The 19997-nt window shown below is 50.3% G+C and carries 22 protein-coding genes and 2 tRNA genes; 5 read left to right on the top strand and 19 right to left on the bottom strand.

The features are described 5' to 3' along the window. The 4 genes from AC9UG7_RS00390 to AC9UG7_RS00375 form a co-directional block, all read right to left on the bottom strand. The coding region (locus AC9UG7_RS00390; RefSeq protein WP_509582992.1) for a branched-chain amino acid ABC transporter permease at window positions 1-872 on the bottom strand (872 nt) is incomplete at its 3' end. Beyond that, window positions 869-1732, bottom strand: a complete 864-nt coding sequence (locus AC9UG7_RS00385; protein WP_509582986.1) for a branched-chain amino acid ABC transporter permease — start codon at window positions 1730-1732, stop codon at window positions 869-871. The genes AC9UG7_RS00385 and AC9UG7_RS00390, both read right to left, overlap by 4 nt. Further along, complete coding sequence (locus AC9UG7_RS00380) at window positions 1732-2916, bottom strand: ABC transporter substrate-binding protein (RefSeq protein WP_509582984.1); 1185 nt, start codon at window positions 2914-2916, stop codon at window positions 1732-1734. Before AC9UG7_RS00380 ends, AC9UG7_RS00385 begins: the two co-directional genes overlap by 1 nt. A gap of 38 nt (window positions 2917-2954) precedes the next feature. Then, entirely contained in the window at window positions 2955-4526 is a 1572-nt protein-coding gene (locus AC9UG7_RS00375; RefSeq protein ID WP_509582982.1) for a benzoate-CoA ligase family protein, read from the bottom strand. A 107-nt stretch (window positions 4527-4633) separates the two neighbouring features. Here AC9UG7_RS00375 and AC9UG7_RS00370 point away from each other — a divergent pair. Next, window positions 4634-4710: transfer RNA gene (locus AC9UG7_RS00370), tRNA-Pro, on the top strand. 45 nt (window positions 4711-4755) lie between these two features. Further along, window positions 4756-4832, top strand: a tRNA-Arg gene (locus AC9UG7_RS00365). A 3-nt stretch (window positions 4833-4835) separates the two neighbouring features. On the opposite strand, the gene AC9UG7_RS00360 is transcribed toward AC9UG7_RS00365, so the two are convergent. The 3 genes from AC9UG7_RS00360 to AC9UG7_RS00350 form a co-directional block, all read right to left on the bottom strand. Next, window positions 4836-5642 carry a hypothetical protein gene (locus tag AC9UG7_RS00360; protein ID WP_509582980.1) on the bottom strand — a complete coding sequence of 269 codons (807 nt, stop codon included), beginning with the start codon at window positions 5640-5642 and terminating at the stop codon, window positions 4836-4838. A 17-nt stretch (window positions 5643-5659) separates the two neighbouring features. Further along, a complete protein-coding gene (locus AC9UG7_RS00355; RefSeq protein WP_509582978.1) occupies window positions 5660-6373 on the bottom strand; it encodes a hypothetical protein in 714 nt (237 codons plus the stop codon). Window positions 6374-6511: 138 nt separating this feature from the next. After that, window positions 6512-7441 carry a hypothetical protein gene (locus tag AC9UG7_RS00350; RefSeq protein ID WP_509582976.1) on the bottom strand — a complete coding sequence of 310 codons (930 nt, stop codon included), beginning with the start codon at window positions 7439-7441 and terminating at the stop codon, window positions 6512-6514. Window positions 7442-7744: 303 nt separating this feature from the next. Here AC9UG7_RS00350 and AC9UG7_RS00345 point away from each other — a divergent pair, with 303 nt between their 5' ends. Further along, window positions 7745-8314 (top strand): hypothetical protein, encoded by a 570-nt coding sequence (locus tag AC9UG7_RS00345; RefSeq protein WP_509582974.1) that lies wholly within the window; start codon window positions 7745-7747, stop codon window positions 8312-8314. 5 nt (window positions 8315-8319) lie between these two features. Here the strand turns inward: AC9UG7_RS00345 and AC9UG7_RS00340 are convergent, their stop codons facing one another. The 6 genes from AC9UG7_RS00340 to AC9UG7_RS00315 all read right to left on the bottom strand — a co-directional run bounded on the left by AC9UG7_RS00340 (window position 8320) and on the right by AC9UG7_RS00315 (window position 14520). Next, window positions 8320-9039 (bottom strand): glutathione S-transferase C-terminal domain-containing protein, encoded by a 720-nt coding sequence (locus AC9UG7_RS00340; protein WP_509582972.1) that lies wholly within the window; start codon window positions 9037-9039, stop codon window positions 8320-8322. Window positions 9040-9041: 2 nt separating this feature from the next. After that, the gene (locus tag AC9UG7_RS00335; protein ID WP_509582970.1) at window positions 9042-10304 is read right to left on the bottom strand and encodes an acyl-CoA dehydrogenase family protein; all 1263 of its coding nucleotides are present in this window, start codon (window positions 10302-10304) and stop codon (window positions 9042-9044) included. Between the two features lie 33 nt (window positions 10305-10337). Continuing rightward, entirely contained in the window at window positions 10338-11420 is a 1083-nt protein-coding gene (locus tag AC9UG7_RS00330; protein WP_509582968.1) for a phosphotransferase family protein, read from the bottom strand. 4 nt (window positions 11421-11424) lie between these two features. After that, entirely contained in the window at window positions 11425-12141 is a 717-nt protein-coding gene (locus tag AC9UG7_RS00325) for a Crp/Fnr family transcriptional regulator (RefSeq protein ID WP_509582967.1), read from the bottom strand. Between the two features lie 72 nt (window positions 12142-12213). Further along, a complete protein-coding gene (locus AC9UG7_RS00320) occupies window positions 12214-12996 on the bottom strand; it encodes an oxepin-CoA hydrolase, alternative type (protein ID WP_509582965.1) in 783 nt (260 codons plus the stop codon). A 3-nt stretch (window positions 12997-12999) separates the two neighbouring features. Further along, on the bottom strand, window positions 13000-14520 hold the full coding sequence (locus tag AC9UG7_RS00315; RefSeq protein ID WP_509582963.1) for a 3-hydroxyacyl-CoA dehydrogenase: 1521 nt from the start codon (window positions 14518-14520) through the stop codon (window positions 13000-13002). A gap of 93 nt (window positions 14521-14613) precedes the next feature. On the opposite strand from AC9UG7_RS00315, the gene AC9UG7_RS00310 reads away from it, so the two are divergent. Next, window positions 14614-15276 carry a glutathione S-transferase gene (locus AC9UG7_RS00310; RefSeq protein WP_509582961.1) on the top strand — a complete coding sequence of 221 codons (663 nt, stop codon included), beginning with the start codon at window positions 14614-14616 and terminating at the stop codon, window positions 15274-15276. Window position 15277: 1 nt separating this feature from the next. Here the strand turns inward: AC9UG7_RS00310 and AC9UG7_RS00305 are convergent, their stop codons facing one another. Together AC9UG7_RS00305 and lexA are read right to left on the bottom strand one after the other, a co-directional pair. Next, entirely contained in the window at window positions 15278-15553 is a 276-nt protein-coding gene (locus AC9UG7_RS00305) for a hypothetical protein (protein ID WP_509582960.1), read from the bottom strand. Window positions 15554-15568: 15 nt separating this feature from the next. Then, window positions 15569-16234, bottom strand: a complete 666-nt coding sequence (gene lexA / locus AC9UG7_RS00300; protein WP_509582958.1) for a transcriptional repressor LexA — start codon at window positions 16232-16234, stop codon at window positions 15569-15571. A gap of 101 nt (window positions 16235-16335) precedes the next feature. On the opposite strand from lexA, the gene AC9UG7_RS00295 reads away from it, so the two are divergent. Then, window positions 16336-17319, top strand: a complete 984-nt coding sequence (locus tag AC9UG7_RS00295; RefSeq protein WP_509582956.1) for an asparaginase domain-containing protein — start codon at window positions 16336-16338, stop codon at window positions 17317-17319. On the opposite strand, the gene adk is transcribed toward AC9UG7_RS00295, so the two are convergent. The 4 genes from adk to lpxK form a co-directional block, all read right to left on the bottom strand. Beyond that, window positions 17308-17964, bottom strand: coding sequence for an adenylate kinase (adk, locus tag AC9UG7_RS00290; RefSeq protein ID WP_509582954.1), 657 nt, complete (start codon window positions 17962-17964; stop codon window positions 17308-17310). The two genes, AC9UG7_RS00295 and adk, sit on opposite strands and share 12 nt — an antisense overlap. Window positions 17965-18063: 99 nt before the next feature. Beyond that, window positions 18064-18819 carry a 3-deoxy-manno-octulosonate cytidylyltransferase gene (gene kdsB, locus AC9UG7_RS00285; RefSeq protein ID WP_509582952.1) on the bottom strand — a complete coding sequence of 252 codons (756 nt, stop codon included), beginning with the start codon at window positions 18817-18819 and terminating at the stop codon, window positions 18064-18066. Next, window positions 18812-19003: a Trm112 family protein gene (locus tag AC9UG7_RS00280; protein WP_509582950.1), complete on the bottom strand. Its 192-nt coding sequence runs from the start codon at window positions 19001-19003 to the stop codon at window positions 18812-18814. The genes kdsB and AC9UG7_RS00280 overlap by 8 nt, the downstream gene beginning before the upstream one ends. Continuing rightward, window positions 18984-19997, bottom strand: a complete 1014-nt coding sequence (gene lpxK / locus AC9UG7_RS00275) for a tetraacyldisaccharide 4'-kinase (protein ID WP_509582948.1) — start codon at window positions 19995-19997, stop codon at window positions 18984-18986. The genes AC9UG7_RS00280 and lpxK overlap by 20 nt, the downstream gene beginning before the upstream one ends.

Raw genomic sequence — 19997 nt, 5'->3', positions numbered from 1 at the left:
AAGTCGCCGATCTTTGGCAAGTCTTTGAACAGGTCCAGAAAAATTTCAAAGCCGAATGCACCAATCATGGCACCGGCCACATTACCCATGCCGCCCAAGATGACCATCATGATGACGTGTGCGCTCATGTGAAAACCCATCAAATCTGGGTTGACGAAACCGGTTTGCGCCGCCCACAAAAATCCGGCCAGTCCCGCAAGCGCACCGGCCAGTGTGAATGCCGTGAGTTTGTAGCTGAAACTGGCATAGCCTAAAGCGCGGGTGCGGTGTTCGTTCAAGCGAATGCCGTTCAAGGTTCTGCCGAACGGGCTCCACAGCAAGCGGCGCAAAAATGCATAGGTCAAGACCATGCAAGCCAGCGTGAAGTAGTAGAGCATCCATTTGTTTTCCAGGTCCAAGCCGAAGCCCCCGGGGCGCACATTGATGTAGACACCGTCAGACCCGCCCAGCGCTTTGTTGTCGAAAAACAGGTAGTACATCATTTGTGAAAACGCCATGGTCACCATGATGAAATAAATGCCGTGGGTGCGCACCACCAAAAAACCGATGACCAGCGCCGCTAACGCAGACACCAGCATGGCCAGCGGCAAGGCGATGAGCCAGTTGGCACCCGCGTCTTGCGGCGACAAATAAGCCACCACATAACCGGCCAGACCGAAATAGGCGGCGTGACCCAATGACACCAGACCGGTGATGCCTTGCAATAAATCGAGACTCATGGCGAAGATGGCCAGAATCATCATGCGGGTGACGGTTTGCGTATAAAAATCCTGTTGCGCAAACGGAAACGCCAGCAAGGCGATCAAGCCGACGAACAAAAACACTTGCACGCTGAGCGGCAGCACTTCCAAATGGGCTTGCGGAGTACTCATTGTTTGAACAAGCCTTCGGGTTTGTACAGCAGCACCAAGGCCATCAATACATAAACCAACATACTGGCAAATTGCGGCACCAGCACTTTGCCGAAAATATCCACCAAGCCAACCAGCAGAGCGGCTGTCAACGCACCGCGAACCGATCCAATGCCGCCTATCACCACCACCACAAAACACATGATCAATACTTGTGAGCCCATGTTCGGATAAATGCTCGACAAAGGCGCAATCAACATACCAGCTAAAGACGCCAACGCCACACCCAACGCAAACACGAGGGCGTGCAATCGCACAATATTCACACCAAGTGCTTGTGCCATGTCACTGTTAAATGCACCAGCGCGGATTTTCATACCGATTTTGGTGCGACTGATCAGCAGCCACAAACCCACTGCCATCAACAAGCACACACCAAGCAGGAACAATCGGTAAGCAGGATAAGACAAGGTGTCGGTGAGCTTGATGGACCAATCCAGAGACGCTGGAATCGCCACGTTGTGTACATCGTCGCCCCAAAGCATGGAGCGAAGCTCTTCAAAGATATAGATCAAACCAAAGGTGAGCAACACCTGGTCTAAATGGTCACGGTGGTAAAAATGTTTGAACAGTATTTTTTCCAGCAACCAACCGATGACCAGACTCAACACAGCCCCGACGGGTATGGCGACAAACAAATTGCCCATGCTGCCGGTCAATGCATAAGCCAGATAGGCGCCCAGCATGTAAAAACTGCCGTGCGCCAGATTGACCACGCCCATGATGCCAAAAATCAAAGTCAGTCCGGCTGCCAGCAAAAACAGCAGCAAGCCGTATTGAACGCTGTTGAGCAGTTGGATAAGAAAATTGGCGAGATCCATCAACCCAACTTGCAACCAGCGCCTGAATCTTCCAGCGCCTTGGCGGCGACGCCCAGCACCACGTTTTCTTTGCCTTTAACGACGCGCAGGTAGATGTCTTGCACAGGATTGTGCGCTTTGCTCATGGTCCATTTGCCGCGCGGGCTGTCGATGACAGCGTTTTCCATGGCGGCATACAAGGCCTTTTTGTTGGATAAATCGCCGTTGACTGCTGCCGCGCCTTGTAACAGTAATTGACCGGCGTCGTAGCCTTGCACCGCATACACATCGGGCTGCATTTTGAACATCTTGGCATAGGCTAAGCGGAATGCATCGTTGCGTTTGCTCGCCAAAGAGGTGCTGTAGTGAAGCGTGGTGACAATGCCTTGGGCCGAGGGTGCAAGTTCATCGTCAAGCAAACCTTCGGTCAAAAAACCGGAGCCATACAAAGGGATTTTGCCGGCCAATCCAGCGGCCGCGTAATCGCGGATGAATTTAGAGGCGCCGCCGCCCGAGAAGAAGCAAGCCACGGCATCCGGTTTGATGGAGGCGATTTCGGTCAACAACGCCTGAAACTCCACGTTGGGAAACGGCAAACCCAGTTCTTTGACGATGGTGCCGCCAGCGGCCAAGTAACCTTCTTTGAAGCCTTCACCAGCCTCATCACCTGCGGCGTATTTCCAAGTGATCCAGACCGCTTTTTTATGGCCTTTATCCATCATCGCTTTGCCTAAAGCGCGTGTCGGTTGGCTGTTGGTAAAGGAGGTGCGGAATACATTGGGTGCACACAGTGCGCGGGTGGCGGCGTGCATGCCTGCGTTGGGGATGATGGACAACACACCCGTTTCACGCGCCACTTTGTGTATACCCATTTGCACGCCAGAGTGAACGGTGCCGATGATCACATCTACCTTGTCGCGTTGCACCAGTTTGTTGGCGTTTTCCACGCCTTTGGCGGGTTCAGACTCATCATCCACTTTGAAATATTCAATCTCACGGCCGCCAAGTTTGTTGCCTTTTTCTTCCAAAGCCATGCGAAAACCGTTGTCACAAGCCACACCCAACTGTGTGAATGTGCCGGTGTAAGGCAGCATCAAGCCCACACGTATTTTTGCGTTTTGTGCGTTTGCCGGCAGTATCAACCCGCCAGAGGCAGCGCCCAGAATGGCAGCGGATTGGGTGAGTACTTGTCGTCTCGTGGTCATGAAATTCTCCGGGGAAGGCGGGTCAAAGTGGCGTGAAATCAAGCTCGCAGTTTAAACCGCTGGATCTTGCCCGTGGCAGTTTTAGGCAATTCAGTCAAAAACTCTATCCAGCGCGGGTATTTGAAAGGAGCTAACTGGCTTTTCACATGGGCTTTGAGTTCTGTTTCCAATACGTGTTGCCCGGCTTTGAGCACCACAAAAGCTTTGGGCTTGGTCAGGCCTGCTTCGTCTGGCTGGCCAACCACTGCAGCCTCTAAAACAGCCGGATGCGTCATGAGAGAGGCTTCCACTTCAAAAGGGGAGACGTAAATTCCGCCGACCTTGAGCATGTCGTCCGAACGGCCGCCATAAGTGTAATAACCGTCGACGTCGCAGCTGTACTTATCACCACTGCGGGTCCATTCACCGGCAAACGTATGTTTGGTTTTTTCGCGGTTATTCCAATACATCAGGGCTGCACTCGGGCCGCTGATTTGCAATTCACCCAATTCACCTTCGGCGCATTCTTGGCCGTCATCGTTCACCAGTCGCAAGCGGTAGCCAGGAACGGCTTTACCTGTGGTGCCGTAACGCACGCGACCAGGCTGGTTGGATAAAAAAATATGCAGCATTTCGGTAGACCCGATGCCGTCCAATATCTCAACGCCATATTCGTTTTGCCATTTATGGCCGATTTCGGCAGGCAAGGCTTCACCTGCACTGGTACAGACGCGTAAATTCAATTGATGAGAGGCTGGACGCGAAGCGTGTGCCAGTAGACCAGCAAACAAGGTAGGCACCCCATAAAAAACAGTGGGCTGGTGCTTTTCTAAAACGTTAAATACATCTGCTGGCGTTGGCCGCACACCCAACAATACCGTGGTTGCACCTACCGCCAAGGGAAAACTGAGCGCATTGCCTAGACCATAGGCAAAAAACAACTTGGCTGCTGAATACACCACGTCATCTTCTTTCAATCCCAATACTCCACGGCCATACAACTCAGCGGTTTGAATCACATGGCTGTGTAAATGCACCGTGCCTTTGGGTGAACCAGTAGATCCACTGGAGTAGAGCCAAAAACACACATCGTCAGCCAGCGTAGGTGCCACTTGTACTAGGGGTGAATTGGCTTTGATTAAATCGTCTATAGCGATGCCACCTGACGCAGTGTCTGTCGTCTCCGTCATGATGTGTTTCACATGTGCACAGTGTTCAATGATGGGTGCAAATGAAGGCCATAAGGACTTGGATACGAGCAATCCGCGTGCGCGTGAATCTTGCAGCATGAACTGGTAGTCTTGCGAGGTGAGCAATGTATTCACAGCGACTGGCACCACGCCAGCCAATATGCAGCCCAAAAAAACCACGGGCCAATGCAAGCTGTCATGCATACACAGCAGAATGCGATCTTCTTGTTGCATACCCATCTTGAGCAAGCCCTGAGCAAAACAATGCGCCTCATGATTGAGTTGCGAGTAGCTCAAGCTTTGAAAACTTTGCGCATCTATATATGCCGCTTTATCAGCTCGAACGCTGTGACGCAACAGCAGATCAGCCGCGGCGTTATACACCTTGGGAATGTCTACCTGAGGTGGAGAGACATGGTGATGAGCTTGACTGAGTTGCATCGATGAAAGCCGAGTGAGCATTTAAAGAGGTTGATTATTGCCCATCACTCATGCAACAAAATGCATTTCCCAAGTTGGCTTTGATTGTGCGGGTAGAATGTCGCCATCGGGGTGTAGCGCAGTCTGGTAGCGCATCTGGTTTGGGACCAGAGGGTCGTAGGTTCGAATCCTATCGCCCCGACCAATTTTTATAAAAAGAAAAGGCCGTCAAGGCCTTTTTTCATGAATTCTGCCCGTAGCTCAGTTGGATAGAGCAACAGCCTTCTAAGCTGTGGGTCGGGGGTTCGATCCCCTCCGGGCAGGCCACTGTCAATGTCCGCCGCCGTGTCCTGATGGTTTTTCTTTGGCGGCTTTGTCAAAAAAGTGATACCAGCATTCTTCTTTGGACAATATGTTGCTCTTGTTATCCAAGCAGTAATAACGCCGGATTTTTTTATCACGGTCAGTGATGAAATAACTTCTGTACAGAGTTTTATTCAGCACATACATGATGGCTGTGCGGGACTGAGGGCAAGATTCCCCCAAAATGCAAGAGCGCATGACGTTGGAATTGACATACAACTCTACAGAAATAATGGGCAGTTTTTTACCATGGTGAGTCGCTACCAAGCGCACCGCACAGGTTGACCCAGTGACTTTGTCTAAGCCGTCCTTTTCAGCCAGCATATTGGCTTCTTGCGCAAGGAGTTCGCGGTACCACTCTCCAATCACACCTCTGCAGATGAAATATTCTTCTTCTTCGGTTTTGTGAAATGGTTCAATGTAGGGGCGTCTTTTGGAGTCAAAATAAAACAGTGGTTCTTGGCCTTCAAAGGTCCGTTTAGGTCGTTCTTCCTTCGCAGCAGGAGCGCCATGAGCGTCTTTGGCAGGCGCACCGTGGTCATCCTTTTTGGGTGGGGCACCATGGTCGTCTTTTTTCTCTTCCTTTTTGGCAGGGGCGCCATGCGAATCAGCCGCTGGTTTGGCTGGTGCGGGGTCGTTAGCCATAGCAACATTGGCTGTGGTGATAACCAGCAGCACAATCAGTTGTAGGAAAACAATAAACAGATTTTTCATGAAATTTATGTAAGTACGTCTTTGTAAATCGGCATCAACCCGCCGGTCTTGAGCAGCCATGGCGGCAATTGAATTGATCAGTCAACGGTATAGCAAGTCTCATCTCGGTGCCATTTACCCGTGTCTGTCACGCATTGATGCTGTATCAGCTTTCGGCTGATATCGGATAGAAAATAGGATCTGAATAAGGCTTGCCTATTGGGCACAAAGTTAACCGTGCGAAAGATCGGGCATTCCTCGCTGCGAATGCATCGGTCAAATTGCTTGCTGTTCTCAAACAATTGGATGCTGATGCGCCCAGGGGTCAGGCTTTTTTCTGTGCCCAATGTGACGATGCAGGTTTTGGGATCGACAAAACGCAATTCAGCCAACTCGTTGAAATAATTCATCTCGGCAACAACGAGTTCAAGAAACCATGGCGCAACAATGCCTTTGCATTCGTAGTAGTCCAGCTTGTCTGAATGGTAAACAACTTCACCCAAAGGTTTTTTGTTTTTATCCAGCATGATCATGGGCTCTTTGCCCGAATTGGGTGGACGCGCTTTGGAAGCGCGTGGCGCTTCTTCTACGCCCTCTTTGCTTTGCAAGCCTTCGTTTAAAACAGACTCCACCCGACGATTCAATAAATCTTCTTCTTGCTTTTTATCCGTTTGTTTTTTTTCAGGAACAGGAACGAACTTGCTCAACGGTTTTTCTTCAGTGCAGCCAGACAAGACCAAACCTGCAAGCAGCAGGATGCCTGCGGTGCGTAAACAGAGTGTTTTGTAAGGCTGAAACAGGTGAAGAAACATGGGTTTGATTATCAACTCAAGCGTGGGATTAAAAAAACGGGAATGTGCTTTGTGTATTCATGGGGTGCGCATTTTTCGGCTGTTGATATTTTGATAACTAATGATTTATTGGTTGGATCGGTTTTCATATGTATTTATTCACCCAGTGAACTTGATGGAATAGGGATTCTTCATTTTTGCCAAGGCCTGTATGGCTTTTTTATTGGCCGCTTGGCTGATCTCTAACGGACGGATATCGCCAATTTGCGTGATGCTTGCGAGTTTTTTATTGCTGCTGGCGATGAAATCAATGTTCTTAGAAATGTTGGGTGTGGTGTCGCGAATATTCAAATAAAACTCAGTCGAATATTTATTGAACAAATTCGATAAGGCTTTGCCTTGTGCAATGGTGGTGGTGATGGCTGAACCCTTGAACGATTCAATCCCTGACAACATACCCATGTCATCCAATGTTTTGAGTCCCAGATAATTGGTAGCAAGCGATTGCGTATCTTCGAAAGGCGTAAATTTCGCCGTTTCCGTCGTGGGTTTGACCGAAGTCGTTTGCGTAGTGGTGGTGTTGGTCGTTGGTGATGTTGCTGTACCTGACAGACTGACATGTGTCTGGGTTTGAATTTCAAATTTGCCGTTGATGGATTTGCTCCACAACTGGCTGTCCCACGGTGAAATAGATTGCTTGGCGTTGGCGTTATTTGACGGGGTCAATATTATTTTGTTGATCTTGACATTGATGTTTCTCAGCGTCGTTAAATTGGCATTTAATGCATCAAAGTTATCAGTCAATTTCAAACTGTTATCTGGAAACTTGCCCAAAAGTTGGGCATATGTGTTGACTTGCTTGGCGTTCAAATCCAACAACTCAGTCGCGTCAGTGAACTTCAGTTCGTTAATTTGTGCGTTCAGATCGTTTAATGCGTTCAGGTTATTTTTGATGTTGGCTGAAGAGTCGCTGATGGTGATTTTTAATTTGCTGTTGAGCTTCAGTGCAGCCAGTCCTTGCGCCACATTCATGACAGTCGTGCTTGTTTTGTAAGCATTGCTGGCGGCACTGATTGAACTGACCTGCATTTTTTTTCCTCCAAAGACTTTAAAACGGCAAAGATTTGCCGCTTAAAGCGAGCCAAAGCGGCAAATCAGTGCACTTGCACCAGAATTGCCTGCCTGCATATTCCATGCAATAAGTAAGCCAGCCTAACGTAGTGTGTGGCGCAGTATTTAACAAATAAACACCAGACGCGCTTTAGAAACAGGTGGTTTTGACGATGTTATAAAGGTGGCAATATTGCTTAACCGAATACAACTGATCGGAAGTTCGCTGTGAGATCGAGAATATCTTTACCAATAGCAATGTTGACCTGCTGTGTTCCAGCCATGGCACAGATGAATTTATTTGTCGGTTGGAGCGTGCAAGCCGCTACCGGTTATCAAAGTATCTCGCCCAAGTTGAGCAATTACAGTTCTCCTTACGCCAGTGCATACACCAACAGTGAATCTTCAACCGGGTATCCGCTGGTCGTCAACGGCAATTACACATGGTCCGTGAGTGAGCGAGTGGTGATGGGATTGGGGTACGAAAGAAATTTGCGAAGGTCTAACCCAAGCTCACAGTACTTCAGCGGTACAGGTGTTACAACAACCATGGGTTTTAAAAACCAATCGCAGTTGTCAGTGATGGCAGGCCAATTGATAAGAAACGATGGCATGGTCTACACAAAGCTTGGCTATGCGACGATGGACACCACCAATGCGATCAATAATTTCAGCTTGAGCGGTTACGGCTTGGGCTTGGGCTACAAGACTTTTTTGAATCCGTTTCAGTTTGTATTCACAGAAGTCAACTACACCAAGATGGGCGACACCAATGTCACCAGTGGCACGCAAACCTTCAAGGCCAGCGCTACGGGCAAAGGCGCTTTGATTGGCATGGGCTGGCAGTTTTAGCTTTATCAGCGCTTTTCATATTGCGCTTTGCCAAACAAGGTTTCCATCGCCTTTTTGTCGTCTTGCAATGGTTTGCGTAAATCGGCCAGTACCGCACATCCGCGTATCACCGCAGGTCTGCTTTCCATCAAGTCATACCATTCTTTCAGGCGCGGAAAGTCCACCCAATCTATGCCTTGCGCTTTCCAGTTACGCAGCCAAGGGTAGATGGCCATGTCAGCAATGCTGTAGCTGTTGCCAGCGATGTATTTGCCCAAAGCCAGTTGCTTGTCCATCACACCATATAAGCGTTTGGCTTCGTTGGTGTATCGGTCAACAGCATAGGGAATTTTTTCTGGTGCGTAGGTACGGAAATGGTGGTTTTGTCCCAGCATGGGGCCGACACCGCCCATTTGGAACATCAACCATTGCAACACTTCAAATTTGGCTCTGTCTGACTTTGGCAGGAACTTGCCTGTTTTAGCTGCCAGGTACAACAAAATCGCGCCCGATTCAAAAAGACTGATGGGTTTGCCATCGGGTCCGACAGGATCGACCAAGGCAGGGATTTTGTTGTTGGGACTGATGGTTAAAAACTCGGGGGTGAACTGTTCGCCTTGTCCGATGTGTACAGGGTGGGCCAGCCAGTCACGTCCTAGTTTGAAGCCGCATTCCTCCAGCATGATGTGGACTTTGTGGCCGTTGGGAGTCGGCCAACTGTAAACGTCAATCACTGGTTTGTGCATGTTCAGCTTCCACGAGTCACAGGCATGTCCACTTCTTGTGGAAGGGTTGCAATGTGACGGGCCAATTCCAGCTTGGCAATGGAGTTACGGTGCACTTCATCAGGACCATCAGCCAAACGCAAGGTGCGCTGATGGGCGTAAGCGTAGGCCAGCGGGAAGTCGTCGCTGACACCACCAGCGCCGTGCGCCTGAATCGCCCAATCGATGATTTGGGTGGCCATCACGGGCGCGATCACCTTGATCATGGCGATTTCGGTTTTGGCAATCTTGTTGCCGACGGTGTCCATCATGTAAGCGGCTTTCAGCGTGAGTAAACGCGCTTGCTCAATCATGATGCGCGACTCAGCGATGCGTTCGTGCCAAACGCCTTGCGATGAAATGAGTTTGCCGAATGCTGTGCGGCTGTTTAACCGTTTGCACATGAGTTCAAGCGCGCGTTCTGCACAACCGATGGTACGCATGCAATGGTGAATACGGCCGGGGCCTAAGCGGCCTTGGGCGATTTCAAAACCACGACCTTCGCCGAGCAGCAAATTGCCGACCGGCACGCGCACGTTTTTCAACAAGACTTCCATGTGACCGTGAGGTGCATCGTCGTAGCCAAACACGCTCAAAGGGCGCAACACTTCCACGCCGGGCGCATTGGCTGGCACGATGATCATGCTTTGCTGAGAATGGCGAGGCGCATCCGGATCGGTTTTACCCATCACAATATAGACAGCGCATCGCGGGTCGCCAGCACCAGATGACCACCACTTGCGTCCATTGATGACATAGTGGTCGCCGTCACGACGGATTGAACATTGGATATTAGTGGCGTCCGAGGAAGCCACTTCAGGTTCAGTCATTAAAAACGCGGAACGGATATCTCCACGCAACAAGGGTTCCAACCACTGGTCCTTGAGTTCTTCGCTGGCATAGCGCTCAAAGGTTTCCATGTTGCCGGTGTCGGGTGCAGAGCAATTGAATACCTCAGCGGCAAAAGGAACGCGACCCATGATTTCGCACAAGGGCGCGTATTCAAGGTTGCTCAAGCCTTCGGGTGCGCGCTTGCTGTGTGGCAAAAACAAATTCCATAAACCCGCTTTGCGTGCCAGGGGTTTGAGCTCTTCCACAATTTCCGTTGGAATCCAAGGATTGCCTTTGGCGCGATTGGCTGCAATCTCCTCGAAAAAGCGTTTTTCATTCGGGTAGATGTGCTCGTCCATGAAAGCGATCAAGCGTGCCTGCATGTTCTTGACTTTGTCGGTGTAATCGAAATTCATGGTTTTCTCCGGTTTATCTGTTTTAAAAAAAAATCATTGGCGTCTGGCAAACAACCAGGCGAGTTCGGCCATGGGTCTAGCCCCTGCGCCTGATGCCTTGGCTTGGGCGCTGGAAGCGGTGCCGTCTTCTACGCGTTTGGCAATACCTTGCAAAATCGCTGCGATTCGGAACATGTTGTAGGCGAGGTAGAAGTTCCAGTCTTTTTTCAGTTCAGCCAGCGTGGTGATGCCACTGCGTTTGCAGTACAAATCGATGTATTCATCTTCCAGCGGAATGCCCAAGGCTTGGTGGTCTAAACCACCAATGCCGCGAAAGCTGCCCGGCGGAATATGCCACGACATGCAGTGGTAACTGAAATCTGCCAAGGGATGTCCCAAAGTGGAAAGCTCCCAATCCAGCACAGCGAGTATGCGCGGTTCTTCGGGATGAAAAATCATGTTGTCCAAGCGGAAGTCGCCGTGCACGATACAGGTCAAGTCAGCGCGGGCGCTGTCAGGCATATGCGCTGGTAACCACTCCATCAACTGGTCCATTTCGTCGATGGGCTGAGTGACTGAGGCACGGTATTGTTTGCTCCAGCGCCCGATTTGACGGTCAAAATAGTTGCCGGGCTTGCCAAAATTTTCAAGTCCTTGTGCCTTGTGGTCTACCGCATGCAATGCCGCAATGACGCGGTTCATTTCAAGGTAAATGTCACGACGTTGCTCTCGCGTCATGTCGGGCAAGGCCTGGTCCCACAACACCCGACCTTGCACAAATTCCATCACATAGAAGGCACGGCCAATGATTGATTCATCGTCACACAACACATGCATTTGCGCGACCGGTACGTCAGTGCCATGCAGTCCTTGCATGACGGCGAATTCACGCTCTATGGCATGCGCCGAGGGCAGTAGCTTGGCCACTGGACCTGGTTTGGCACGCATCACATAGCTTTTGCCAGGTGTGATGAGTTTGTAGGTGGGGTTGGATTGTCCGCCTTTGAACATTTCCACTTCTAGCGGGCCCTTAAAACCGACCATGTGCACTGTCAACCAAGCTTGCAACGCTGCCACATCAAAACTGTGTGACTCGCTGACTTCGCGTGTGCCTACAAAATTATCAAAATTGCTCATCTGTTTACTCCGCAGCGCTGATTTTCATCAACGCATCCCTGTTGCGAATCACCAGACCACCGGGTTCTATTCGCAAGGCTTCTTCTCGTTCCATGGCTTTGAGTTCTTGATTGACACGTTGCCTTGATGCCCCGAGCAACTGTGCCAGTTCTTCCTGCGCCAAATGCAATCCAATACGCACTTCCTCGCCGTGGTTGAGCGAGGGCACTCCGTAGCTGCGTGCCAAATGCAGCAGTTGTTTGGCCAACCGCGCACGCAAGGGCAGGGTGTTGAGGTCTTCGACCAGTCCGAATAACTGCCGTATGCGTCTGGCTTGCAAACGAAGCATCGCTTGGTAGAACTCGACATGTTCGGAAAGAATTTTTTCGAAATTGTGTTTGGATACACACAATATGGTGGTGTCCCCGTGGGCATAGGCGTCGTGGGTGCGGCTGTCTCCGTCCAATATAGCTACATCGCCAAACCATATGCCAGGTTCGACGTAGGTCAAAGTGATTTGCTTGCCCGACAGCGATGTCGAACTGACTCTGACTGCGCCTTTGGCACACGCTATCCACTCTTCGGGCGAGTCGCCGCGCGCAGCAATCAGATCGCCGTCCTTGAGTCGTTTGACGTATGCGCATCGAAGTATGTCGTGCCTTAAAGAAGGTGAGAGTGAGGAAAACCAGCGACCGGCATTCACCGCCTCGCGTTCTTCAATGTTAAGTATGGGCTCGTCCATCGTCTGTCTTGTTCGTGACCAGTGGGTTGCAGAATGTCTCCGGCGTGACCAGAGGTGTGAAAAATCGGGTGGTTAAGCCTTGTAATTCGGCAATTCTTTATTCAAAAATGCTTGAATTCCAATGCCAGCGTTAGGGTGATGAAGGTTGTTCACAAAATGCTTCTTTTCTTGGTTCAATTGCTCAAAAAGGCTTTGATCGGGGGCGGCATTCACTAACTCCTTGATGCTCGACAGCGCATTGGGTGCCCGCAAGTTCAGTCGTTCTGCCAATGCCAGTGCGGTCTCCAGTGAAGCACCAGGCGCTGCGATTTGATTGATGACGCCATGAGCAAACAGTTGATCTGCGCCGATTTTTTCACCCAGCATCAACCATTGGTTGACCAATGCCTTTGGCAAAGAGCTGGCCAATTGCCAACTGCCGCCGCCATCGGGGGACAAAGCCACATTGCTGTAAGCCATGACAAACACACTGTTGCTGGCGGCAACCAAGAAATCGCAAGCCAGCGCCAGAGAAAAACCTGCACCGGCAGCAGCCCCCTCTACAGCAGCCAAAATAGGTTTGGGGAATGTGGTGATGGTTTCAATCCATCCGTGTAAACCATCTATGCTTTGTGCCTGATGTTCAGGGGGAAGTTGCCTGTTGTTGAGCAGACGGTTTAAATTGCCGCCCGCACTGAAATTGGCGCCTTCGCCAGTTAACACCACGGTGTGAACATCGTGATTGCTTTCAGCCGCATTCAGCGCTTCAATTCCTGCCGAATATATTTCTGGGCCAAGCGCATTTCGATATTCAGGGTTGGACAAAGTCAACACCAAGGTATGACCGACGCTGTGACTTTTGAGTTGTGCTGTCATGGCTTAAGTGTTGGTATGTGTGAGACTCAAACCCAATGCGCCACGGCGGCGCAACCAAGGGCTAGGGCGGTATCGAGGATCTCCATACACCGTCTGCATATTGAATAACACTTCAAGCAAACTGTCTGCGCCCAGCGAATCACCCAAAGCCAACGGGCCTTTGGGATAGCCCAAGCCTAACGTGACCGCCGTGTCCAGATCACTTGGTGAACAAATGCCTTGCTGGCAAATATCACTAGCAATGTTGACGATTTGCGCCAGCACGCGCTGAGTGACGAATCCCCCGCTGTCCTGAATGATGCTGACGGCTTTGCCATCTTTGGCGAACATGGAGTGTGCTGCCTCGCGCATGTCTCTGCGCGTGGCTGGATTGGTAGCCAATACACGTCGACGAGTGGCCGAATCTGGCATCAACATATCAATACCCATGGTGCGAGCGGGATCCAATCGTTCAACGATAGCGCAAGTGGTGACATCAAAGCCAAGCGGCGCGACCAAGCACAAGGCATGGTTGGATGGCGCGGTAGATGTTTCAATTTGTACGCCCAGGTCTTTGAGCAACTGGAAAAGGTCGGCGCGACGTGCAGCACGAGATGACACCCAAACCGGTGGCAGTTCAGTCATGCCGGGATTGTCAGCCTCTTGCGGAATTTGCGCTTTTCCTTCTACATAAGCATAAAACCCTTGTCCTGTTTTGCGACCCAGCCAACCGCCTGCAAGGCGTTGTGCCGTGATGACAGAAGGGCGGTAGCGCGGTTCCTCAAAATATTGGTGGTAGATGGACTCCATCACAGGATGCGAGACGTCGAGTGCGGTCAAATCCATCAATTCAAAAGGGCCTAACTTGAACCCCACTTGGTCTTTCAAAATCCTGTCCACCGTGGCGAAATCTGCGATGCCTTCCGACACAATACGCAAAGCCTCGGTGCCATAACCACGTCCCGCATGATTCACGATGAAGCCTGGCGTATCCTGCGCCATGACCGACTGATGACCCATGGCTTTGACAAATACGCTCAATCGCTGACAAACCCTGTCATCGGTGGCCAACCCCGGAACGACTTCCACCACTTTCATTAATGGCACAGGGTTGAAGAAGTGAAGTCCAGCAAATCTCGAGGGATGCTGCAAGCCAGCCGCCAGCGCAGTGATTGATAGTGATGATGTGTTACTGGCAATTACCGCATCAAGGCTTACCCGTTGTTCCAATTCGGCGTACAAGGATTTCTTGATGCCCGTGTTTTCAACCACGGCTTCAACCAGCAAATCACACGCCGAGAGTTCGTCCAGATGGCTAACAGGCGTCATGCGTTGTAGCAGTGCCTCAAGCTCACTGTCTGTTAAACGTCCTTTTTCAAGCATCCTCTGCCATTGAAGGCGGATCGAAGCATTTGCTTTCTCTGCGGCACCTGCAGCAACATCAAATAAAAAGACATGGGCACCCGCCTGAGCGGACATCTGTGCAATGCCTTGACCCATGGCGCCGGCGCCAATGACGGCAACGTTTTTAAATGTGGTGTCCATATAGAAAAGATTATGGCTGACATTCAGACCACGAATGCCTCATAGAGATACTGCAAAATGTCCTATAGTCATAAAAAGCAGGAGAAATTCACCATGACACTCAAACTTTGCGGTTTTGCAGCAAGCAATTACTACAACAAAATCAAATTCCAATTATTGGAAAAAGGCGTAGATTTCGAAGAAGAATTGGTTTGGACAGGCAACACACACCCGAAATTGGTAGACCGTTCGCCTATGGGCAAAGTCCCATTTTTAGACACACCACAAGGCTGTATTTCAGAATCTATGGCTTGTGCTGAATACATAGAACAGCAATACCCCGCCCATGCTTTATTGCCAAGCGATGCCTACGAGGCAGGCAAGGTCAGGGAAATCATCGTTTATTTGGAATTACACATTGAATTGGTGGTGAGAGAGCTTTACAGCCAAGCTTTTTTTGGTGGCGAGGTCAGTGACGCCACAAAGGAAAAAGTACGTAAGCAATTGACAAAAAATATCGCGGCGTTTTCAAAGTTAGCAAAGTTTTCGCCTTATGTGGCTGGCGACCACTTCACTTTGGCTGATTGCGCAGCAGCATTTCATTTGCCGCTGGCTGTACTGGCCAGTAAATTGGTATTGGGAGAAGACTTGTTGGCTGGCTTACCTGTCAAGACTTATACACAGCACTTGTCAGAGAACCCGCACATGAAAAAAATCCAGGCTGACCGCAAAGTCAACAGCGAAATGATGATGGCTTTGCGGTCTGGAAGCAAGTAGATCAGTTTGGATAGATCTGACGTTGGTTGTCCAGATCGATCAGGCGATCTAGTTCTGCGCACACATCAGCCATGCGACCTGAGATGACCATGCGGCCTGCCGTATTTAACGGGGGTCGTTGCTCTTCAGCAATATGGACCACCCGCAATGGTCGATCTGATACTTGTTGACTGCGTGCATGTGTGGCGATTGGTTGACGGTGCTGGTTCAGCAATGAACGCATTGCAGAGTCGACGCGTTGAAAAACTTGCTGGCTGCTCCAAAGGGCGAGTGACATGATGATCTCCTGGTGTTAAAACTGGTTGCGAATCAGACCGACGGCCAATCCTTCAATTTCAAAAATATCGCCTGGTAGTACATGAATAGGCGAAAAATCGGGGTTCTCAGGCAACAGTGCAATGCCTTGAGCGGTTTTCTGTAAACGTTTAACGGTGACCTCTTCGCCCAAGCGAGCCACGATGATTTGTCCGTTGCGGGCTTCACGTGTGGTCTTGACCGCCAATAAGTCTCCATCCATGATGCCTATGTCTCTCATAGACAATCCTTTGACTTTGAGCAAGTAGTCTGGTTGTTGCTGGAACATGGAAGCCTCTACGCTGTAGCTTTGTTCAATATGTTCCTGAGCCAAAATAGGGGAGCCAGCAGCAACCCGACCCACCAGAGGCAAAGTAAGTTGAGCCAATGCTTGGAGGGGAAGTTGGAATTGTTTAAAGCCTGTATGGGCATTGAAATCTGTGCTTGTGTTTTTCAACCTGATGCCACGAGACGTGCCACTGATGAGTTGAATCACGCCTTTACGAGCAAGTGCTTGTAAGTGTTCTTCCGCTGCATTGGCTGATTTGAATCCGAGTTCTGTGGCAATTTCCGCACGAGTAGGCGGTGCGCCTGTGTTGTGTAATGCGGTTTGAATCAATGTCAGGATTTGCTGTTGACGGGCTGTGAGCTTGATTTGTTCCATGAGGCTCCTGCACAATGCGAGTGGGTTATGAGGGTAGATCTAAACAACTGTTTGTTTATCCAGTAACTGTATTTTTAACCAGTTTTCAAACTTTGGCAACCATGTCACACAAAATAAATTTAAAAACGGTGATTCTGGGTACTGGTGGCACGATTGCAGGGGTCAGTCTTCAACCTGGAAATCCAGCCATCTACAGATCAGGCCAGTTAGGGATCGCTGACTTAATTCATCCGACAGATATACATCAGGCGCACATTGAATTTCAAGATATTGCACGTATTGACAGTAAAAATATAGATTTACCTGTTTGGCAACAGCTTTATAAAGCCTTGAAGTCAACACTTTCCAGGGAGGATGTGCGCGCAGCAGTGATCACCCATGGCACTGACACGATAGAGGAAACCGCTTTCCTACTTGATTCCTTAGGGCCATGGTTAAAGCCGGTGATCATGACATGTGCAATGAAACCGGCAGATCACCCAGAAGCAGACGGACCCGTCAATTTAAGAGATGCTTTGTTATTTGCCAGCCAACCTTCAGTACATGGGGTGTATGTGGTTTTTGGCAGTCAAGCGCACCATGCATTGAATGTCCAAAAAGTATCCATCGATGAACAACATGCATTCAGCAGTGGACTAGCAGGTGCAGCGGCAACCCAAACGGGGGCGCAGTGGCATATGTCCAAGTCAGAAGCACCAGTCAATGCTGTGCTTGCTCCGACAGCGGACTATTTTCTAAAGCAAACGCAATGGCCACGAGTGGAATGGTTGACACACCATGCAGCAAGCTCGAGTGAATGCATCGATGCGCTTATTCGACAGCCGACGATGAGCGTCGAACCCTTGCGCGGTCTGGTGATTGCGGGTACGGGTGCAGGCACTGTGAAACCAGCTTGGGAAAAAGCACTGCAAAGGGCCATGGCATCAGGCATAGAAGTTTGGCTGACAAGCCGTTGCACATGGGGAAAAGCCTTGCCCCAGGCACAACAAGATTGCGGTCACTTATCAAATCTACCGCCTGCAAAAGCTTGTATCGCATTGGCATTGGCGTTGATGCAAAAAGACGAGGCAAACTCAGCTCTTTAATGCGGAAAGTGCGCGCTCTTTGATCTCGTCGACGCTGCCCTGACCACTGATAGCTCGGTACTTGGGTGCCACTGAAGGTTCAGATGTGGACCAATCAGAGTAATAGTGGACCAGCGGACGCGTTTGTGCGCTGTACACCTCAAGACGTTTTTTGACGGTTTCTTCTTTGTCGTCATCTCGCTGAATCAGGGCGTCGCCTGTGATGTCATCCACACCCTCTTTTTGGGGCGGATTGAACTTGACATGGTAGGTGCGTCCACTTGCAACATGAACACGACGGCCACTCATGCGTTCGATGATGGCTTCAAACGGGACATCGATTTCAAGTACACAATCGAGTTTGACGCCAGCTTGTTTCATGGCATCCGCTTGGGGAATAGTGCGCGGAAACCCATCAAATAAAAAACCATTAGCGCAATCTGCATGGGTAATGCGTTCTTTGACCAGACCAATGATGATGTCGTCCCCCACCAGTCCGCCTGAATCCATGACTTTTTTTGCCGCCAGGCCCATCTCAGTTCCAGCCTTGACGGCAGCTCGCAACATGTCACCGGTGGAAATTTGGGGTATGCCATAGGCTTGGCAAATGAATGTGGCTTGTGTGCCTTTACCGGCACCGGGCGCACCCAGCAATATCAGTCTCATTGTCATCCTTGAATTGAATTAGATTCGCTGTCTGTGCAGCGCTTTTCCCGTGAGTCAAGTGACAAGAATATCACGCACAGCCATGCCATGGCTGATAAGCTAAGGCCTGAACAATGCCTGTACGCGGGCCAAGTCGTCGGGGGTATCTACGCCAGGCGCACTCGCCTGCTGTGAAACGTGGACTGCAATCTTGTGACCATGCCAAAGTGCGCGTAATTGTTCCAAGGCTTCAGCTTGTTCGGTGGGTGCTTGAGATAAATGAGGAAATTTCTTTAAAAAACCAGTTTTATAAGCGTACAGCCCGACGTGACGAAACACCGGATAAGGCGGCAATTGTCCAGTGATGGCGTCTCGCCAGCAGGGAATACTGGCCCGACTGAAGTAAGCGGCCATTGAATGCGCATCCATCACTACTTTAACTACGTGTGGACTGAGCCAATCGCTGAGATTTGTGATGGGGTGTGCCAGTGTTGACATGCTGACGTTTTCGCGTTTAGCCAGCAGTTGTGCAACGTCATGGATGTGTTGGGGGTGTATCAAAGGTTCATCACCTTGAACATTGACCACGATTTCATCATCACCTAAACCCAGCAATTCAGCCGTTTCGGCCAGTCTGTCACTGCCACTGGGGTGATCATTCCGAGTCATTACAGCTTCGATGCCATGAGAATGACAGGCTGACACAACACTTGAATGGTCTGCCGCCACAACAATGCGCTGCGCAGATGACTTGCTAGCTTGTTGCGCGACCCTGACCACCATAGGCAATCCGGCAAGGTCGGCCAAGGGCTTATCAGGTAAACGAGAGGAACCGAGGCGGGCAGGAATCAAGACAACATAGCCTGCATCAGCCATGTAATTTGTCCAATTCTTCGTCTGTGAGCGTACGAGCCTCTAATTCCAGCATCACGGGAATGCCGTCTCGAATGGGGTAAGCCAGCCTGGCGCTGCGAGAAACCAGTTCGTTGGCTTCGCGCTGATAAATCAAACTGCCCTTGGTGACAGGGCAGACCAGCAATTCAATCAGTTTGTTGTCCATATTTGGATGATAGCTGTTGTACTTCAGCTGCGATGGCATCCAGCAAAGTACCAGGTAATTCACATACCAATGGCACTGCCCAAGCTTGAGGCAAGCGCGGCCAGAGTTTGACCGCGTCTTTTTCCGTACAAAAAACGGGGAGGCCGTCGAGAGCTCGCCAATCTGCTAGGGGTGCGTGGTCAGCCAACGGAAAAGTCTTGACCAAATTCAGCCCCACATGTTGCAAAGCCTTGAAAAAAATATTTGGGCGGGCAATGGCCGCCAATGCTTGAACAGGTTGACCTGCCCATGATGCCAATGGTCGTTGCTCTCCCAGACCATTGACAGCCATGGTTGAGAGGTAACGTTTGGCGGGCAAGCTCTGTTGGAAAGCGTGATTTGCTGTGTGCAAAAGATATTGTTTGACGCCTGGCTGTAGACGTCTGGGCCATTGCTCTCGCATAGGACCTGCAGGCAATAACCAACCGTTGCCTAGCCCTCTGTCGTCAAACACACAAACAGCCAAATCATGATGCAATGCACGGTGCTGCAATCCGTCATCACTGATGATGAGTTGGGTCCACGGATAGGCATGTAGCAAGGCCAAGGCCGCTTGGGCACGTTGACGACCAACGAATACCGGAACTTGGCAACGGCGCTTAATTAGCAGTGCTTCATCACCTGAAAGCTCGGCCGAACTCTCCCACATAACCTCACGGACTGATTCATCGGTCGATCCATAAGCGCGGGCAATCACACCCACTTGGATACCCAGATGTTGAAAATGATGGATAAGGCTGATGACCACAGGTGTTTTACCCGTTCCGCCGACCAACACATTACCCACTACCAGTACAGGAATCGGAAGATGGACACTTTGGCGCTTGCCGCGTCGATACAAATCATTTTGTACCCATAACCAAAGTTTGCTGAGCAAAGAGACTGGCCATAGCAAGCGAGCGAACAGACCTTTACCAGTCCAAACCTTTTCGGTGAAGAAGGTTGACAACTTCAT

Origin of the sequence: Limnohabitans sp., assembly GCF_046052765.1 — a bacterium.
GTDB lineage: Bacteria > Pseudomonadota > Gammaproteobacteria > Burkholderiales > Burkholderiaceae_C > Limnohabitans.
This window is presented reverse-complemented; position numbering and strand designations above follow the sequence as displayed.

Bases quoted from the DNA above. Each gene is read 5' to 3' on its own strand.
- AC9UG7_RS00385 (WP_509582986.1), bottom strand. From the start codon at position 1,732: ATGGATCTCGCCAATTTTCTTATCCAACTGCTCAACAGCGTTCAATAC.
- AC9UG7_RS00380 (WP_509582984.1), bottom strand. From the start codon at position 2,916: ATGACCACGAGACGACAAGTACTCACCCAATCCGCTGCCATTCTGGGC.
- AC9UG7_RS00375 (WP_509582982.1), bottom strand. From the start codon at position 4,526: ATGCAACTCAGTCAAGCTCATCACCATGTCTCTCCACCTCAGGTAGAC.
- AC9UG7_RS00360 (WP_509582980.1), bottom strand. From the start codon at position 5,642: ATGGCTGCTCAAGACCGGCGGGTTGATGCCGATTTACAAAGACGTACT.
- AC9UG7_RS00355 (WP_509582978.1), bottom strand. From the start codon at position 6,373: ATGTTTCTTCACCTGTTTCAGCCTTACAAAACACTCTGTTTACGCACC.
- AC9UG7_RS00350 (WP_509582976.1), bottom strand. From the start codon at position 7,441: ATGCAGGTCAGTTCAATCAGTGCCGCCAGCAATGCTTACAAAACAAGC.
- AC9UG7_RS00345 (WP_509582974.1), top strand. From the start codon at position 7,745: ATGGCACAGATGAATTTATTTGTCGGTTGGAGCGTGCAAGCCGCTACC.
- AC9UG7_RS00340 (WP_509582972.1), bottom strand. From the start codon at position 9,039: ATGCACAAACCAGTGATTGACGTTTACAGTTGGCCGACTCCCAACGGC.
- AC9UG7_RS00335 (WP_509582970.1), bottom strand. From the start codon at position 10,304: ATGAATTTCGATTACACCGACAAAGTCAAGAACATGCAGGCACGCTTG.
- AC9UG7_RS00330 (WP_509582968.1), bottom strand. From the start codon at position 11,420: ATGAGCAATTTTGATAATTTTGTAGGCACACGCGAAGTCAGCGAGTCA.
- AC9UG7_RS00325 (WP_509582967.1), bottom strand. From the start codon at position 12,141: ATGGACGAGCCCATACTTAACATTGAAGAACGCGAGGCGGTGAATGCC.
- AC9UG7_RS00320 (WP_509582965.1), bottom strand. From the start codon at position 12,996: ATGACAGCACAACTCAAAAGTCACAGCGTCGGTCATACCTTGGTGTTG.
- AC9UG7_RS00315 (WP_509582963.1), bottom strand. From the start codon at position 14,520: ATGGACACCACATTTAAAAACGTTGCCGTCATTGGCGCCGGCGCCATG.
- AC9UG7_RS00310 (WP_509582961.1), top strand. From the start codon at position 14,614: ATGACACTCAAACTTTGCGGTTTTGCAGCAAGCAATTACTACAACAAA.
- AC9UG7_RS00305 (WP_509582960.1), bottom strand. From the start codon at position 15,553: ATGTCACTCGCCCTTTGGAGCAGCCAGCAAGTTTTTCAACGCGTCGAC.
- lexA (WP_509582958.1), bottom strand. From the start codon at position 16,234: ATGGAACAAATCAAGCTCACAGCCCGTCAACAGCAAATCCTGACATTG.
- AC9UG7_RS00295 (WP_509582956.1), top strand. From the start codon at position 16,336: ATGTCACACAAAATAAATTTAAAAACGGTGATTCTGGGTACTGGTGGC.
- adk (WP_509582954.1), bottom strand. From the start codon at position 17,964: ATGAGACTGATATTGCTGGGTGCGCCCGGTGCCGGTAAAGGCACACAA.
- kdsB (WP_509582952.1), bottom strand. From the start codon at position 18,819: ATGGCTGATGCAGGCTATGTTGTCTTGATTCCTGCCCGCCTCGGTTCC.
- AC9UG7_RS00280 (WP_509582950.1), bottom strand. From the start codon at position 19,003: ATGGACAACAAACTGATTGAATTGCTGGTCTGCCCTGTCACCAAGGGC.
- lpxK (WP_509582948.1), bottom strand. From the start codon at position 19,997: ATGAAGTTGTCAACCTTCTTCACCGAAAAGGTTTGGACTGGTAAAGGT.